19 protein-coding genes and 1 pseudogene are annotated in these 14,172 nt (G+C 35.6%); 4 read left to right on the forward strand and 16 right to left on the reverse strand.

Translation table 11 applies throughout. The annotated features are described in order from the left end of the window. Positions 1-542: 542 nt before the first annotated feature. The 5 genes from ACIQ7T_RS15125 to ACIQ7T_RS15145 all read right to left on the reverse strand — a co-directional run bounded on the left by ACIQ7T_RS15125 (position 543) and on the right by ACIQ7T_RS15145 (position 4,509). A complete protein-coding gene (locus ACIQ7T_RS15125; RefSeq protein ID WP_402871291.1) occupies positions 543-1,886 on the reverse strand; it encodes a serine hydrolase domain-containing protein in 1,344 nt (447 codons plus the stop codon). Continuing rightward, positions 1,873-2,328 carry a MarR family winged helix-turn-helix transcriptional regulator gene (locus tag ACIQ7T_RS15130; RefSeq protein ID WP_402871294.1) on the reverse strand — a complete coding sequence of 152 codons (456 nt, stop codon included), beginning with the start codon at positions 2,326-2,328 and terminating at the stop codon, positions 1,873-1,875. Before ACIQ7T_RS15130 ends, ACIQ7T_RS15125 begins: the two co-directional genes overlap by 14 nt. A gap of 57 nt (positions 2,329-2,385) precedes the next feature. Next, entirely contained in the window at positions 2,386-2,553 is a 168-nt protein-coding gene (locus ACIQ7T_RS15135) for a hypothetical protein (protein WP_249105020.1), read from the reverse strand. A gap of 244 nt (positions 2,554-2,797) precedes the next feature. Next, a complete protein-coding gene (locus tag ACIQ7T_RS15140; protein ID WP_402871298.1) occupies positions 2,798-3,553 on the reverse strand; it encodes an SDR family NAD(P)-dependent oxidoreductase in 756 nt (251 codons plus the stop codon). An 8-nt stretch (positions 3,554-3,561) separates the two neighbouring features. Beyond that, on the reverse strand, positions 3,562-4,509 hold the full coding sequence (locus ACIQ7T_RS15145) for an MBL fold metallo-hydrolase (RefSeq protein WP_402871301.1): 948 nt from the start codon (positions 4,507-4,509) through the stop codon (positions 3,562-3,564). Between the two features lie 521 nt (positions 4,510-5,030). Between ACIQ7T_RS15145 and proC the strand changes: the two genes are divergently transcribed. Further along, positions 5,031-5,837: a pyrroline-5-carboxylate reductase gene (proC, locus tag ACIQ7T_RS15150; protein ID WP_370083368.1), complete on the forward strand. Its 807-nt coding sequence runs from the start codon at positions 5,031-5,033 to the stop codon at positions 5,835-5,837. Positions 5,838-6,034: 197 nt separating this feature from the next. Continuing rightward, positions 6,035-7,045, forward strand: coding sequence for an NADPH dehydrogenase NamA (gene namA / locus ACIQ7T_RS15155; protein WP_402871305.1), 1,011 nt, complete (start codon positions 6,035-6,037; stop codon positions 7,043-7,045). A 70-nt stretch (positions 7,046-7,115) separates the two neighbouring features. Here namA and ACIQ7T_RS15160 read toward each other — a convergent pair whose 3' ends face one another. From ACIQ7T_RS15160 to ACIQ7T_RS15205, 10 genes are all read right to left on the reverse strand, one after another. Continuing rightward, on the reverse strand, positions 7,116-7,394 hold the full coding sequence (locus ACIQ7T_RS15160) for a YuzB family protein (protein WP_402871308.1): 279 nt from the start codon (positions 7,392-7,394) through the stop codon (positions 7,116-7,118). Positions 7,395-7,480: 86 nt separating this feature from the next. Further along, on the reverse strand, positions 7,481-7,882 hold the full coding sequence (locus ACIQ7T_RS15165) for an Imm43 family immunity protein (protein ID WP_402871324.1): 402 nt from the start codon (positions 7,880-7,882) through the stop codon (positions 7,481-7,483). Then, the gene (locus ACIQ7T_RS15170; RefSeq protein ID WP_402871311.1) at positions 7,852-8,094 is read right to left on the reverse strand and encodes a hypothetical protein; all 243 of its coding nucleotides are present in this window, start codon (positions 8,092-8,094) and stop codon (positions 7,852-7,854) included. The genes ACIQ7T_RS15165 and ACIQ7T_RS15170 overlap by 31 nt, the downstream gene beginning before the upstream one ends. 102 nt (positions 8,095-8,196) lie before the next feature. Next, the gene (locus ACIQ7T_RS15175; protein WP_370083373.1) at positions 8,197-8,451 is read right to left on the reverse strand and encodes a DUF7660 family protein; all 255 of its coding nucleotides are present in this window, start codon (positions 8,449-8,451) and stop codon (positions 8,197-8,199) included. 105 nt (positions 8,452-8,556) lie between these two features. Next, positions 8,557-8,976, reverse strand: a complete 420-nt coding sequence (locus ACIQ7T_RS15180) for an SMI1/KNR4 family protein (protein ID WP_370083374.1) — start codon at positions 8,974-8,976, stop codon at positions 8,557-8,559. Between the two features lie 60 nt (positions 8,977-9,036). After that, positions 9,037-9,900 (reverse strand): leucine-rich repeat domain-containing protein, encoded by an 864-nt coding sequence (locus tag ACIQ7T_RS15185; RefSeq protein ID WP_370083375.1) that lies wholly within the window; start codon positions 9,898-9,900, stop codon positions 9,037-9,039. Positions 9,901-10,046: 146 nt separating this feature from the next. Further along, a complete protein-coding gene (locus tag ACIQ7T_RS15190) occupies positions 10,047-10,400 on the reverse strand; it encodes an immunity 51 family protein (RefSeq protein WP_370083376.1) in 354 nt (117 codons plus the stop codon). A 100-nt stretch (positions 10,401-10,500) separates the two neighbouring features. Beyond that, entirely contained in the window at positions 10,501-10,830 is a 330-nt protein-coding gene (locus ACIQ7T_RS15195) for a hypothetical protein (RefSeq protein ID WP_370083377.1), read from the reverse strand. A 112-nt stretch (positions 10,831-10,942) separates the two neighbouring features. Further along, a complete protein-coding gene (locus ACIQ7T_RS15200) occupies positions 10,943-11,488 on the reverse strand; it encodes an SMI1/KNR4 family protein (protein WP_370083378.1) in 546 nt (181 codons plus the stop codon). Between the two features lie 52 nt (positions 11,489-11,540). Continuing rightward, positions 11,541-12,185, reverse strand: a complete 645-nt coding sequence (locus tag ACIQ7T_RS15205; RefSeq protein ID WP_370083379.1) for a DUF1963 domain-containing protein — start codon at positions 12,183-12,185, stop codon at positions 11,541-11,543. Between the two features lie 486 nt (positions 12,186-12,671). Between ACIQ7T_RS15205 and ACIQ7T_RS15210 the strand changes: the two genes are divergently transcribed. Together ACIQ7T_RS15210 and ACIQ7T_RS15215 are read left to right on the forward strand one after the other, a co-directional pair. Further along, positions 12,672-12,881, forward strand: coding sequence for a hypothetical protein (locus ACIQ7T_RS15210; protein ID WP_370083380.1), 210 nt, complete (start codon positions 12,672-12,674; stop codon positions 12,879-12,881). Between the two features lie 27 nt (positions 12,882-12,908). Then, on the forward strand, positions 12,909-13,922 hold the full coding sequence (locus ACIQ7T_RS15215) for a DUF2167 domain-containing protein (RefSeq protein ID WP_402871318.1): 1,014 nt from the start codon (positions 12,909-12,911) through the stop codon (positions 13,920-13,922). 131 nt (positions 13,923-14,053) lie between these two features. Here the strand turns inward: ACIQ7T_RS15215 and ACIQ7T_RS27990 are convergent. After that, a pseudogene (locus ACIQ7T_RS27990) lies at positions 14,054-14,172 on the reverse strand (IS30 family transposase); the annotation flags it as partial.

Below are 14,172 nucleotides of genomic sequence, written 5' to 3' on the forward strand. Positions count from 1 at the left end.
ACTTTTAGCGCTTGTATAAACTATGAATATTTTTACTCAAAAAAATGATTTTTTACTCGTAACTTGAATGTATATAGTATAAATTTCGGGATAGTAAATGGCACTTCTGCAAAACGAGGGGGTTATTTCCGTTCCGACTGGGCTTTGTTTTTGCTACAGAAAACATTTGCTGTTGGTCACGAAGGAGTCGCCCATCCTCCACTCCAATCAACCGCTTCACTTATCTTGTCTCTATAATTCTTTGTTTTTAAACTCTATGAAAAAGAACCCATTGTGTAAAATGAGTTCTCATGACAACAAAAAGATAAATATTAATTTATGTGTATAAATAAGCAAAGGCAGATTTTTCACTCCACGTTGGCGCTTTCCTCAAGTTTGGCTGGAAAACGAAACACGATAGTTCGGCACCCATCACAAAGTACTCATTGTTAAGACTACAATTCAGTTTTATGGAAACTAAAAAAGCTAAACGTCTACAATATGTGAATTCATTATGCACAACGGTTTTATTTGTTCTCAAATTATTAAACTCCAGAAATATGTTATTTTCCTTTAAGCATGGGGTCGGTTATTTTTTTAGCGATCGTTTTTTGACCTTCATTATTAACTGTTAATATATCTTGCTTTATTGTTACTAAAACGCCTAAACTACGTAAGAAAAATTCATCTTCTTTTATCGCATGTAACTCAAGTGGCATTGTAGCAGGTAGGAAAATATATAAGCGATTACCCTCTTGCAATGCTATTTCCACAGCATGTTCAGGTTGTTCTTGGAGTTGGTATTTACCTTCATAGTTCTGTAAAATTTCGACTGGTAAATGCACAGCTTTATATTGCTCAGGCTTTTTTGGCAAATGGAACTCATGTGTCGTTATTGCTTTTTCAATTGCTTCACCGATCGCTATTTCATAATCTAATTCTTGCTCTTTACTGCGTAAAAATATAAAGATTGTCTTAGACTGCGGGTAAATTTTAAATGTAGTTGCATACCCTGGCCAACCGCCATTGTGCCATACACATTTCCCAAGTTGTTCATCCTCGGAAATAATCCAACCCATCCCGTAAGAAAAAGGTTGTTCCGCCGTAAGCGTTGAGGAAGTAAAGGCTTGCTCAAGTAAAGCTTCATCCCAAAGCTGTGCTTGAATAACAGCACGCCCTAATTTCCATAAGTCCTCTACCGTTGAATAGATTCCACCATCGCCAGTAATATAATTCAAACAAGTAGTACTTTTCGTTTCTTCAAATTCTGAAGGGTCCACATATTGTCCGGTATACACATCAAACACATAGCCCTGTGCAATTTCATTCGTATATTGTTCAGTAAAAGTAGTTGATGTTACCGTTGTGTTTATCATATTTAATGGTTTAAAAATAGCTTCATCCATATATTCAGAATAGCTTTTATTGGTCACACGCTCGATTAAAAGAGCTAATAAGACATAACCTGTATTGCTGTATTCCATTCGCTCACCTGCTTCAAAAAGTCGCGGTGGTGCATATTGAATTAATAGCTGCAGAACATCTTCATTTGTGGCAGCTGTTGTTTCATCCCAATTTGAAAACAATGCCATATAATCAGGCAAACCTGATGTATGATGTAATAAATCACGCACAGTTATATTCGTGTAAGGCAAATGATCAAACCATTTGTTGATATCATCATCGAATGTTATTTTCTTTTCTTGTACTAAAAGTAAAATTCCCAAGGCTGTAATAGGTTTTGATACAGAAGCTAAGTTAAAACGTTGATGAAGTTGCATTGGTGCGTGTGTTTGAACCGAAGCCTCTCCATAGGCACCTTGTAATAGAATTGTCTCATCTTGTGCAAGCAACACAGTACCATTAAACGTATCATCAAGCTGTTCTTTCACTTTATTCCAATCCATTTGAAATTTCCTCCTCAACAATTCGATTTAAGCGCTGGATTAAGCTACGCAATTGTTCTAAATCTTCCACCGGCATTTTGCTATAAATCTTTTCAATAATGAGTTCATTAATTTGCTCATCGCGATGATAATACGCATCTCCGTTTTCAGCCAACATAACAACCACTTCTCTGCGATTGTTAGGGTTAATATCGCGTTTTAAATAGTTTTCTTTTTCAAGTCTCGATACTATTTGACTCACTGCACTCGGGGAGATTTCCATATAGTGAGCGATTTCGCCCATTGTACACTTTTTATGCTTGTGTACAAAATCAATGACCATCGTTTGTTTCATCGATAAATCATCTGTAAATAGAGCTTCTTGAGCCTTCGCTAATTTTACATTCATTTCATAAGTATATTGATTAATGTCATCTACAATTTGCTTAATTTTCTCAGTCATTTTTACCAACCTTAATATTTTAGTTAACTTAAATATTAACCAAACGAAGTGTTTTGTCTACTTATTTTCATTTTTTACTGTTTCAGTTGTCCTAAATGAATTAACTATCTCCCCAACATTATCAATAATTCCATCCAACTCTTTCGTTATTTCTTTTACTTCAGGATCCTTATCCACATCTACTACTCCAATTCTAAATATCCAATCTTTTTTCTTTTTAGCCATTTTTGCACCCACTTTATCGTTTAATTTTCTTCCTATAAAATTTCAAATATGTTAATTCCAAAACTAAACAAATAATTCACCTAACAAAAATCTTTTCAATTAAAACAATATTTATTCTTCTTAATATTTTATCTAACTTAAATATTAATGAAGATAAATGATTTTGTCAACGAAATGGATTTTTAAAAATAAAAAAACTGTAAGCATACTCGATTTTTACCCGAATATGCTTACAGTTAAATACCTATTTTTTATTAAAAAATGATTTCCCTAAAAATTCAACGGTTGCAGGTGCGATTGCATAAAGCTTACTTGATAACCCCATGATTCGTGGTAAATTAACCTCTCGTACAGGGCGCTCGATTGTTTTTATCGTCGCGCGTGCCACTTCTTCAGCTGTTAATAAAAATCTTCCTAAAGACTCTCGATAGCCACTTTCATCACTCGCCTTATCTAAAAATGGTGTATCGATTGGACCTGGATGTATCGCAGTGACTTTAACATTATACGGAGCCAGTTCCATACGAAGCCCATTCGTAAAGCCAACAATTGCATGCTTTGTAGCAGCATAAACACTAGCCTTAGGTGTCGCTACCTTTCCTGCCTGTGAGCCGATGAAGATTAACTGACCTTGCTGACGTTGTATCATAGGTGCTGCTAGACGTTTTGCTAAATACATCGGCACACTAACATTTAGCTCTACCATTTGTCTAATAGCTTCATCTGTTAATTCAGGTGCAATACCGAATTTACCTACCCCGGCAGATAAAATGGCTACATCGAGAGGCGGTAGCTGTGCACATACTTCATCAATAGTAGCTAAATCAGTTAAATCTGCTTGGATCACGTTTGCCCCTACGCGTTCTAATGCTTTCAATGCTACTGTATTACGCCCTGTAGCATAAACCGAATGGCCTTGTGCTACTAATAATTCTGTTATTTTCAGTCCAACACCACTTGTTGCACCTGTCACGAAGATAGTCTTTTTATTCACGCTCATATTTACACCTACTTTCTATGAAATAAATAGATACCTTCTTCAGATTTTGTGGATGTAATCAAATTGTTGGCCTCTAAGTAATCTAAATAACCGAGCGTTTTAGACAGTGTCAGACCAAGCTGACGTTGAAAAATTGCTGGATAAAAGCGCTTCGTTACTTGTACAGCAGTTAATGATTCATCACCAAATAATTCGCAAACCTTCAAAGCTTGCTGATGCTGGCGTTCTAATCGTTTATCAATTAATTCAGGAATATTCTCTAACTCAGCACCATGTCCTGTATACATCTTTTTTACGGGTAATCGTCGTAATATTTCTAGTGATTCATTATATTGTAGTAACGATTTAGTACGTCCTAATGTACGGTCTAGTGGTGGCTCAATTAATGGGTTTGGCGTTATTTTTGCAAGTAATAAATCTCCACCTATTACATCATGAGTTTTTTCATCCCAGAATATTAAGTGACTTTGTGCGTGTCCTAATGTTTCAATAGCCTTTAATCCAGGATGTCCTGGCACTTCATCCCCATCGTTAAGAGTTTGTGTTAAAGGTCGTTCACCTACAAGCTCTATTTCACGGCGGACATGTACACTCGGCTGGATATATTCTTGAGGAACTCCGTGCTCAAATAAGCGCTCACTGTAAAATTGCACATGGTAACGTAAAAAATCCTCGTCATGACGAAGCCATTTATCGTTATAGGCATGCCCTAAAATTTCTGCGTTTGGAAAGGCATCCACCCAACCTGCATGATCTGGATGATGATGGGTTAACACAACCTGTTCAATATCTCGCATATCAAAGCCAGCTGCTCGAATACCCCATTTAAGCGCATCATAGGCTTCCATTGTTTTTGGACCAACATCAAAAATGGTCAATGCATCCCCTTTTACAACAAATGCATTCACATCTCCTACTTCATAGGGTGTTGGTATTTCTATTTTGTATATAGACAAAAGCTGTTTCCCCCTTTAATGCGACTAGTGAATACCTATTCATTCTATTTTACAAGTTTTTCTTCTTTTCGTCACCCTCCTGTTGACAGGATGACGTATTATTAATATAATTTTGAATAATCTAATTATATTTGTGCATTGATGAAGCCAAGTACGTAATTGGTGAAGGTGTCTTAGAGAGTGTTACATTTGCTGAAAGTGACATCACCGCTCCCATTACCGAACCTACTTCTGAGCAGTTATGAAAACATAACCGTTTCCCTTGCGATAAAAGGGCTATGAGTTGTGCCAATTGGCAAACAAAGGTGGTACCGCGGAAACAACAGCGTTTTCGTCCTTCTTTATAAGGACGGGAGCGCTTTTTTTATCTTCATTCAGCAAATGTTTTAGTAGCCGGCTGCTACAAATGTTTTGGTAGCGACAGCTGAATGAAGATAAAGCCTCCGGCGGATGTCACGGATTTTCAAAATCCGGACGCAATTACGCCAAGGCGAAATTGAATTTGAACTGGAGGTTTTATCATGAAAAAAATACTATTTATTGGCGCAGGCTCTATGGCAGAGGCATTGATTCAAGGCTGGATTAAACAAAAAGTATTTACAGCACAAGAAATTTACGTCACCAATCGCTCAGACAAGGAACGCTTACAATTTTTACACGACACATATGATGTGAATGGCAATTTTGATGATGCTATTTATCAACAGGCTGATTTAATCATTTTAGCGATGAAACCAAAAGATGCCGTTGCAGCGATGCGTGAGCTAAAGCCTAAAATTACAGAGCAATCAGCCGTTCTTTCTATTTTAGCTGGTATTGCCATTACTACTATTACAGAACATTTAGGTGCTCGTCCAGTCGCACGCGTTATGCCTAACACTTCTGCCACTATTGGGATGTCTGCGAGCGGGATTGCCTTTAATGACAAAGTGACAGCAGAACAACGCGTTATTTTTTTACAGCTTTTAGAGGCGGTTGGTTCAGTTATTGAGGTAGATGAGGATCAATTACATGCTGTAACCGCTCTTTCCGGTAGTGGGCCAGCTTATATTTATTATTTAATGGAGGCATTTGAACGGGTTGGTACAAAGGTTGGTCTCTCGAAGGATACAGTACGACTATTAATGACGCAAACACTTGCTGGTACTGCGGAAATGCTGAAGCAATCCGTTGATGAGCCTGATGTATTACGCCAGAAAGTAACAAGTCCAGGTGGTACAACAGAAGCTGGAATTAAAGCTCTTGAACAATATCGATTTAATGAAGCCATCGAAGCATGCATTAAAGAAGCTGAAGCTCGATCTCGATCACTTGCAAATAGTAAATAATGTGTGCAAAATAAAGTGAAACTTTAATCATTGGGGATTTTCTTCATCCCCAATGATTATTAGTTGAACGAATCGGGCTTTTACGGGCAGTTTATCTCCCACCTAACTTCTTACTTTTGTTAAAATATTAAAGGTGGGAGTATCACTGCCCGTTAAAGCGGGGTAAAGTATATCACTAGGGATTAGGGGGCTTTAAATTGGCTAAATTATTCGAACCTTATCAATTACAAAATATCACTTTAAAAAACCGTGTTGTGATGGCACCGATGTGTATGTACTCGGCACAGGATGATGGGCTTGCAACACCTTTCCACCAAGTACATTATGCAACGCGGGCTGCTGGTCAAGTTGGTTTAATTATTGTCGAAGCTACTGGTGTTGTACCAGAGGGTCGTATTTCTAGTAACGATCTTGGCATATGGGATGACGCTCATATTGAAGGTTTAAGTCAATTAGTTCAAGGAATGAAAGCATACGGAGCAAACACCGGCATACAGCTTGCACACGCTGGACGTAAAGCAGCTGTAGATGGAGAAATATTTGCGCCATCAGCCATTGCATTTAGCGATGCTTATAAAACGCCAACTGAAATGACATTAGAAGACATTGAATATGTTGTAGAAGCATTTAAAAACGCAGCTGTACGGGCAGCTAAAGCAGGCTTTGATGTTCTTGAAATCCATGGAGCACATGGCTATTTAATTAGTGAATTTTTATCACCAGCAACGAATAAACGAAATGACCAATACGGCGGCTCTCAAGAAAATCGTTATCGATTATTACGTCAAGTCATCGATGCTATTCGTAGTGTTTGGGAAGGCCCTTTACTTGTGCGCGTTTCCGCTGAGGACTATGCAGAAGATGGTACAACAATGGATGATTTTATCGTCTTCAGTCGTTGGATGAAATCACAAGGTATCGATTTAGTGGATGTTTCTACAGGAGGTGTCGTGCAAGCACGTATTAATGTTTTTCCAGGCTACCAGGTAACTCATGCTGAAGCGATTAAACATGGTGCTGATATTCCAACTGGAGCAGTCGGCCTTATTACGACAGCCATTCAAGCAGAGGAAATTTTACAAAATAATCGTGCTGACTTAATCTTCCTAGCGCGTGTTCTTTTACGCGAGCCATATTGGCCACTTCATGCTGCTAAGGAATTGGGAGAAGAAGTTACACCTCCAGTGCAATACGTACGAGGCTGGTAAACTGTATAGTGGCTCTTCACCAAAATATAAAAAACAGCTTGTTGATTTATGCTAACAAGCTGTTTTCATTTCAATAAAGAGGGTTTTGTTTAATTTCTTCATCAATTGCCTTCACTAATGTCTCTGCATCATCTGCAGTTACAACTTCTCCATTGACGATGGTGAAGATACCTTGCTCACAAATTTCACAATGTGATGTACAACCCGATTCTTCAATTTCAATATCGGATCTTTCATTTAATATATCATAGGCATCTGCCGCTCCAAGTGATAAGTTTGTGATGCAAAATTCAACTCTATTTTTCAATTGCTGTGGCGCTTTCTTTTTCTTAAAAAGAGAAAATACCATCCTCTGATGTCCCCTCCCACTCAAAGAAAAGTTTTAAAAAATATAACTTATCGTTCGCTGTTTAATGAATAATAATCGATACAATATTAAGGTTTATACACATCAGCTTCATTAGAAGGGACAAAAATAATGCCCTTCAATTTAAGTTTTTCAGCTTCTTTTTTAAATTCTTCTGAACAAAATAATATACTTGAAAGCTTAGTATTATTTAGTAGAAAAACATCTGGGAGATTATCTGATTTTTTCAGTTGTAAATCCCATATTTTTTTAATACGTCCGTTTTGCTTATAGAATTCAATATTTGATTTCTCCATATCTATCTCATCTTCTAACTTATCAAAAAATCGCACATAAAAATATTCCTTTGACGATATGCTTTTTTTATGCCTATTCACCATATATACTTTAGTGTATTGAAAATTGTTGATTCCAAATTTCTGTAATAGGTTTAGAAATTCTAACGATACAAAAAATCCCCCCTCTCCAATCGTAAATCAAAATTATATTTTATATCTTTTGTAACAAACCATACTTCTTCTGGCATCTCTGTCATATTATCTCTTGAGTTTCTCCATTCACCAGCATCAGAGTCTCTTGCTTCAAAAGGATCATTTTCAAAGAACTCTGTATGTATTATTCCCTCTAGATAAGTAGGACAGAATATACCCTCTTTTTCAAAAATCGCAAATGTTTCTCCCATATTTACCCCTCATTCCTTTCACTTAAAATATTCTACCACTCTATGGAAAAGCAAATTCAATTCACACATATGTAAAATCGCATTGATTATTGAAGCATGTTGTTATTCATAAATTTTACCTACATAAAAAATTTGGGCTAGGAAGTTCCAATCGATGTTATTTGGTACTGGTAAATCACTGTTCTTATAGAAACTTTCCATGACCTCTATCCATGATTCAATTGCTTCAAGATAGTTATCAATAGATTTATTTTCCCATTCATCAACATTATGTTTAAAATCCTTTGTAAGTAAATTTAAAAACTCCAAAAATTGATCTTTTGTAGTTACTTGTTCGATTTTCTCATAAAATTCCATATATTATCACCTTTCTATTTTAGCTTCAACAATACTTAAAACAGTTCTTTACGTTACACAATGACAATGATTTTTTCACCATTTGTACCATGTTAATCTTTAGCACTAATCCTGTTGGAAGTTTTCAGGATCTTCGATGATCTTTGTTAAAAATTCTTCAAGAGAGCTTGCAATCTTCTTCTCGTTATTATAGACAGCATTTTGTTCCCCATCTGTTAATCCGATTGAAAAAGGCACTGACTCCCATCCAATAAAGAAGATTAATTTATTTTCTTCATCGTAGTTTGGGTAAGCTTCAAAAGAACCTTGTCTTAATCGAAAATCTCTAATTGCCGACGGACTCAAAACACAATTTTCATCTAGTTCTTCTTCGCCGACAAAGGATCCATAACCGATCTCCATCAAAAATAACTTTAATTCTTTTGGAAAAATAATACCTAGTTCACTTTCTACTTGTTCAATTTCATCACTTTTTATTGAGGGAAACTGAAGACTACTATTATCTTTAATAAATGAAAATTTCATTGAGCAGTCCTTCTTTCATTCTGCAAATCCAACTTTTTCATATCGTAATCCTTTAGCCCATTATATGGACTTTCTTTCTTGTAACAAATTATTTATTTCATCTTTTTTGTGAGAGTAATGTCTCTTTTCAGGATGAAACGCAACCTCTCTTAGTGATGGACATTCTAACAATGGTGATAAATCTCCACTTTTACAGTTCCAAAAATTTATTTTATGCAAATTTTTCATAGATTTCACAAATTCAAGAGAATCAACATCTGAAACCTGTAATTCTTTTATAGTATTATTTCCTGCCAAAAATGTTAGATCAGTAAGTTGTTTACATTTTTCGATATGAAGTCTTTCAAGTCCTTTTAGTTTACTAAGCGCGTGTGCATCTTCTAGATTATTTATATACTGGAACCAACACCATTTCAAGGAATCTAAATCCTCTATCCCAGACAAAGATTTTAGCTTAGTCGAGGTGTCAAGACGCAAAAATTCTAATGATTTTAGTGAACAAAACTCTTTACAATCTGGTTTAATATATTTAATTGCGTATAAGCTTTTTAAATTTACTAGTTTATCTAAGTTTAGATAGTAATCTTTTCGAACAACAACCTCCTCTAATTTTTTAAAATAGTTCAAATCAAGCTTTATCGGTTGAGCTAAAGTGATTTTTGTAAGATTAGTTAATGTAGATAATGCTTCTATATTTTGATACTTGGATAATTTAAAATTATCGTTAATTAGTAATTTATTGATGAATGTTTTGTTGTTGAAAGATGAAAAATCTAAATGACATTTCAAATCTGCATCTAGATTCAAATTACGGATTCGAATTGCATGGTAATTTTCCTTCTCAGCAATCTGTATACCTTCCTCAAGGAAAAGTGGGTTTATCTCAAAATAGCCAATACTATCATTAAATGCATAGCTTCTCATTATTTACACCCCTTTTTATCTAGACTCCCCCTATTAAACTCCAAGACAAGGTTTCTCTCGAGCTTCCTCTTCTGAAAACAAAAATAGCATTGAGTATATTGTTTATTGGCATGTGTTTCGCCCGAAAAAGTTTATAAATAATACCTTCAATCTAATTCTGCACGAGAAAATAAATCCGTAATAGTCGATTCATCTTCACATGTATTTTTAAATGAAATAGCAAACTTCTCTAATGCTTTTTTATCAGAGGAATAAGCACAAAACATACTGGCTTCGGAATCAAAATTGACAATACCTTTTAATTCAGGCATTTTTTCTTCAAGAAAGACTATCGCTAAAGATTCCCAATCATAACCTCCTCCTTCAAATCCCTCATCAGCTCGTGTATCAAAAATCTCTTGCTTATATTCACCAACATATAAACAAAAGGACGCCGAGCTACTACTACGATCTACCCAAAAAAACGGAGCTATTAGCTGTTTATCATTAATAAAATTCATTTTAACCCTCCACTAAAAATAAATTTTTTTATACCGATCGTCTTTTGTAATACTATTTTTTAGTAATAGCATCAATAACGTAAATTATTGCCGTATTTTTCTAATTCAGTAAAGAGTTCATCCCATTTGCTTTAATGCCTTCTCTATATTTAGATGGTATCTTTTTTTCACACCTATTAAACCATTCGTTAAATGTTTCTCTCCATTCCTTCGTCTGATATTGTTTAATCAATAAATTTGCATTAACAGGAAACCTTTTTGCGAGCATTACTAAAATATCAATATGCGTTAACATTGCTTGATATGGTTTATCGCTATTCTTTAACCATTCATTGTTTTTATTTATTTCCTCAATTGCTAGATTAATGTATCGAGCATTGCCAAATTCTGCAGCTTCATTATCTTCAGGCATAATTCCAAAGATCCTCAATTTCATCATCCCCCATTGCATTTACTCTAAATCTTTTTAATGGATCATCTATCTTTCTTTAGCTATCAATAGAGTCGATGAACCCATTTCCCTATTATCTCCACATATCTTTCTAATTCAATTCCCTAGGTTGTGCCTGGATGTGTTTGCAAAATTCCAAAAACGACGGTGCTACAACGATTGCATCATCAGGGTCGTAACTTTCTTCGTAATCCATATATTTTATTTCTCCTGTTTGGATATCAATCCAAAAATCATTGTCTGCATGATTATCAGCAAATGGGATATGAAACAAAACAAAGTTCTCAAAGTCCTCAGAGTAATCTATCCTTCTATCTTTTGCTCTTTCAATAGACATTGTGTAATTAGAATCATCATCCTTATCTTCGATTAATGGAATATGAAAAAAACTACCAATTTCTATCGAGAAAAAATCGTTGTTTAATATTTCATAAAAATGATCAGGGTAAATGTATGCCCCTTTAGTAAACATCCCTCCATTTTTAGCATGATAAAACTCTATAAAATCTTTTTTTCCTGGAAAGTCGTCAGATACAATTTCATTAATCTCGGAAGTCGATATTTCCTTCCAAGAATTCTCAAACAAAATATCTTTATTCAGAAAATCATTAATGTTACCTTTAGAATTTTTGTTCATTTAAGTCTACTTCCTACTTCCCCTTTTAATTTATTTCGACTTTTATTATTGCTCAACTACATTGTGTAAAGAAAACACCTGCATGATTTTGATCATTTTTTTCATTTAAAAACAAATATCCGACCGAGTCACTAAGGCTAAACACATCTTGATATCCTTCAGGAAAATCACCACCATAAATTTGTAGGCAAAATTGATAATCATCCAAACCCATATTTTCTACTTGTAACAAAGATGGTTTATTGCCAATCAACGAACCACAGTAAATCTCAATATCATCAAAGTCTTCTTCATCAACTTCTTCTAAATCTAAATTTACTTCATCTCCAAAAACGAACTCTTGTGCTGGTATTAGAAAGTCTGATTCATTTCGAACATCACCTGCTTTGTGTAATAAAACTTTTGTATATCCTTTTTTAATATTTTTTAACTCTTCTTCATCTCCATGAAAAGTGATTGAATCTAAAAAGTAATCATCTTTTTTATACGTTGTAAAAACGGATAGAACTTGTTCTTCTGGTAAGTTTACATTTAGAGTTTCATTAAGAAAATCCGTCGGTAAACATAATACAAGTGTTAATTTATCTCCATCTGGATTTAATGGCCAATCAATACTTTCAGGCAAGAAGCTATATCCGCCCAGTCGAGCTACATTGGATCCATTTTCTACACCTTTAAAAATAACTTCAATTGACATTTTTCAATACCACCCTCATTTATAACTTACTAGTTCATCCTCAATATACGTATACTAGTAAACCAGTTGCTCCAATTAAAATATAATAGCACCTATAATGTCCTAGTCTTGTGCGCTAACTATAATTAAAAGTAGGTTAACACAAAAATAAAGCAATAAAAACCGAACTATTGTCAATCAATTCCGAAAAATCGCTGTCGATTTCACATTAACGTAATTGTAGCTGACGCTTTGCTTTCGCTACAGAAAACGTTTGTTCCTCTTACTTCGCTTTCGAACAGATAAACAATGCGACCGGATTTTAATATTAGTTAGTTGGTTGGTAAATCGTTTTTATATAGAAAATCCGTAATCTCCAGAAATAACCTTTTATTTCTAATGATTCATAATTACTACAGAAGTTATATGACTATTTACATTATTGCCACATTTTGGTTTATATGATAGTCTACAGAAGTATTTTTTATTATTAAGGGGAGGTTAATTATGTTACGTACTGGTATTATATTTTTAATTTTAGGGTTAGGTGCATTCATACTGCCGCTATTCGGTATACAATTCAAATTATTTACCGTTTTTGGCAAAATTTTTGGCGGAGGCGAAACCTTTGTTGAAATTGCTTTTGCAGGTATCGGCGCCGTCCTAGTAGGCATTCATTTATTTAAAGGAAATAAGGACAAGTCGTCCGCAGCGTAAGAACACAGATTTGGGAGGAAGCTATTTTTGAAATCATTGATTGCAAAACTATTAAAATCAGTAACAGTTATGATTCTTATTATAATGGCGTGTGCGGTTCCCGCATACGCCGAAGAGGAGCTGAATTGGGTAGAAGGTGGACAGAAAGTCGACGTAGGGACCAATTTAGCGGAACTGGAGTTAGGCAGTGATTTTCTTTTTCTTAATGCCGAAGATACGAAAAAGTATCTAACTCAGGGCGGAATGGAACCAAACGGGTCAGAAATCGGTGTGGTTTTCCCAAAGGATGAAAATCAGACTTGGGCCGTTTATTTCGAATATGAAGAACCTGGACATATAGAAGACGACGAGAAAACGGAAATCGATGCTGATGCCTTGTTGGAAAGCTACAAAGAAGGTGCGAAAGAAATGAATAAGGAGTCAAGCCCTGAAAATCAGATATTCGTTGACAAATGGGATGTTGCTCCATTCTACGACAATCAATTACATAGTTTGTCGTGGTCTTTATTGGCGCATGATAATCAGAACAACAGTGTTATTAACTACAATGTGCGAATTCTATCCCGCAAAGGCTATATCTCAGCGATACTCGTCTCAGATCCGGCGAATTTGCAGGCTGATCGTATAGTGTTTAACAACAAGATCCTAAAGCAGTTTAACTTAAAGCAAGGTCAGCGCTATGAGGATTTTGACAAAAAAACCGATAAGGTAGCTGAATTCGGCTTGACTGGATTAATTCTTGGAGGCGTGGGGCTAGCGGTTGCCAAAAAAGCGAGCTTGTTTGCAGTGCTCATCCCTCTATTGAAGAAGTTTGGGATCGTGCTTGTGCTGGCTGTAGGCGCAATTTGGGGCTTTATTCGCAAAAAACTCGGAATGAAGAAAGAGCAGTCTGAGCAGCAACCGACACAATCGGAGCAAACGGAACAGTCGGAACAGTCGGAACAGTCGGAACTACCGGCACAGTCGGAACTACCGGCACAGTCGGAGCAAACGGCACAGGACCAGGCGAGTGAACGCAGCAAGGTTAATTCGCATGAGTAATAACCGCTAAACGTTTTTCGGAGTGGTTATTGCATTGTTCCAAAAATGAGAATAATCAAAGCCCTTCCTAATCGCTCGATAGCCGAGTGATTAGGAGGGGCTTTTATATCGTTTATTCATTTGATGATTTGTCAAATTAAGTGCAACAATTGCTCATTAAAAGCCTCGTTTGCAGTTTTCCAACCAAGACATTTTCTTGGTCGGTTGTTGATATAGTTTAATGATTCTGTTAGTTTTTCTGGTGATACTT

Origin of the sequence: Lysinibacillus sp. NPDC096212, from assembly GCF_044763105.1 — a bacterium.
Classification (GTDB): domain Bacteria; phylum Bacillota; class Bacilli; order Bacillales_A; family Planococcaceae; genus Lysinibacillus.

What these genes read in the sequence shown, in the direction of transcription:
- ACIQ7T_RS15125 (WP_402871291.1), bottom strand. Translation starts at nt 1,886, where the DNA reads ATGGATTGGAATAAAGTGAAAGAACAGCTTGATGATACGTTTAATGGT.
- ACIQ7T_RS15130 (WP_402871294.1), bottom strand. Translation starts at nt 2,328, where the DNA reads ATGACTGAGAAAATTAAGCAAATTGTAGATGACATTAATCAATATACT.
- ACIQ7T_RS15135 (WP_249105020.1), bottom strand. Translation starts at nt 2,553, where the DNA reads ATGGCTAAAAAGAAAAAAGATTGGATATTTAGAATTGGAGTAGTAGAT.
- ACIQ7T_RS15140 (WP_402871298.1), bottom strand. Translation starts at nt 3,553, where the DNA reads ATGAGCGTGAATAAAAAGACTATCTTCGTGACAGGTGCAACAAGTGGT.
- proC (WP_370083368.1), top strand. Translation starts at nt 5,031, where the DNA reads ATGAAAAAAATACTATTTATTGGCGCAGGCTCTATGGCAGAGGCATTG.
- ACIQ7T_RS15160 (WP_402871308.1), bottom strand. Translation starts at nt 7,394, where the DNA reads ATGGTATTTTCTCTTTTTAAGAAAAAGAAAGCGCCACAGCAATTGAAA.
- ACIQ7T_RS15170 (WP_402871311.1), bottom strand. Translation starts at nt 8,094, where the DNA reads ATGGGAGAAACATTTGCGATTTTTGAAAAAGAGGGTATATTCTGTCCT.
- ACIQ7T_RS15175 (WP_370083373.1), bottom strand. Translation starts at nt 8,451, where the DNA reads ATGGAATTTTATGAGAAAATCGAACAAGTAACTACAAAAGATCAATTT.
- ACIQ7T_RS15180 (WP_370083374.1), bottom strand. Translation starts at nt 8,976, where the DNA reads ATGAAATTTTCATTTATTAAAGATAATAGTAGTCTTCAGTTTCCCTCA.
- ACIQ7T_RS15185 (WP_370083375.1), bottom strand. Translation starts at nt 9,900, where the DNA reads ATGAGAAGCTATGCATTTAATGATAGTATTGGCTATTTTGAGATAAAC.
- ACIQ7T_RS15190 (WP_370083376.1), bottom strand. Translation starts at nt 10,400, where the DNA reads ATGAATTTTATTAATGATAAACAGCTAATAGCTCCGTTTTTTTGGGTA.
- ACIQ7T_RS15200 (WP_370083378.1), bottom strand. Translation starts at nt 11,488, where the DNA reads ATGAACAAAAATTCTAAAGGTAACATTAATGATTTTCTGAATAAAGAT.
- ACIQ7T_RS15205 (WP_370083379.1), bottom strand. Translation starts at nt 12,185, where the DNA reads ATGTCAATTGAAGTTATTTTTAAAGGTGTAGAAAATGGATCCAATGTA.
- ACIQ7T_RS15210 (WP_370083380.1), top strand. Translation starts at nt 12,672, where the DNA reads ATGTTACGTACTGGTATTATATTTTTAATTTTAGGGTTAGGTGCATTC.